The sequence below is a fragment of the Clostridium ragsdalei P11 genome, assembly GCF_001675165.1.
Classification (GTDB): Bacteria; Bacillota; Clostridia; order Clostridiales; family Clostridiaceae; genus Clostridium_B; species Clostridium_B ragsdalei.
Genome location: NZ_LROS01000070.1, coordinates 1 through 871, shown reverse-complemented (window position 1 = coordinate 871; position 871 = coordinate 1). Strand labels below are relative to the sequence as shown.

Annotated in this window: 1 protein-coding gene; it reads right to left on the bottom strand. The window is 36.5% G+C overall.

The genetic code is table 11. From position 1 onward, the window contains the following. Positions 1-87 precede the first annotated feature (87 nt). Complete coding sequence (locus CLRAG_RS17920; RefSeq protein ID WP_065079663.1) at positions 88-429, bottom strand: group II intron maturase-specific domain-containing protein; 342 nt, start codon at positions 427-429, stop codon at positions 88-90. Between the last annotated feature and the right edge of the window lie 442 nt (positions 430-871).

Here is an 871-nt window from a genome sequence, read left to right as displayed (position 1 = left end):
AATCGAGTAGGAGCTGAATAATTATTTTATTCAGCGACCTCTCACACCACCGTGCGTACCGTTCGGTACACGGCGGTTCAATAGGAATTAATGTACTAATGAATAAGTTTCTGAAATAGAGATTAGTCCTTTCCTTTTTAAATAATTATTGGTTAAAGTTTTAGATAATACTGGGCTGTTGGATATTCTCCAATAGCTCTTTCTTGTGTTAGCATATTCCCATGCCTTATTATTTTGTGTTCCTAATTTTACAAGATTATCGTGTTTTGTTTTAATCTTTTTCCATTGTTTCCAAAAACACATTCTTACCCTTCGCCTTAGCCATTCATCAATCGTTTTAAGAATATTTTTCATGTCAGCGATAGCAAAATAATTTATCCATCCAACTATCGTTTCTTTTAATTTTAAAAACCTATATTCCATATTCATTGCATTACTTCTTGAAGTTAATTACTATGCACTTCTACATTGCTTTTAAGTTCCACTCTATTTCCATGTAGATAGCCTTCCTTATGAAGTTGTCTGCTTTTGCCACAATTCTTCGTATCTTTCAAAATTCTGAAACCTCCTATTGTTCAGTCCTTCCCACGCTAACGCATACTGCGTGGTACTATGACCTCTGCTGACTTATGATAGTTCAGCTACGCATCGCTGTGTAGGTTATTATTTCTAATTTCATATCCATAACATACCTATCAGACCTCCCCGGGTAAGAACGCAATCTTTCACTCCATCTGTCTGCTACATTTACACCACTTGTTTCGGATAGTTTAGGGCTTTGGTTTGTACGGCAACCTTACCCACAAGCATATGCCTTATATGTAGTTTCTGTTCGTCAGACCAGAGTTTTGCCGCCGACTTCCTTTAGATT

Excerpts from the sequence above, each read along its gene's own strand:
- CLRAG_RS17920 (WP_065079663.1), bottom strand. The coding sequence starts at position 429 with ATGAATATGGAATATAGGTTTTTAAAATTAAAAGAAACGATAGTTGGA.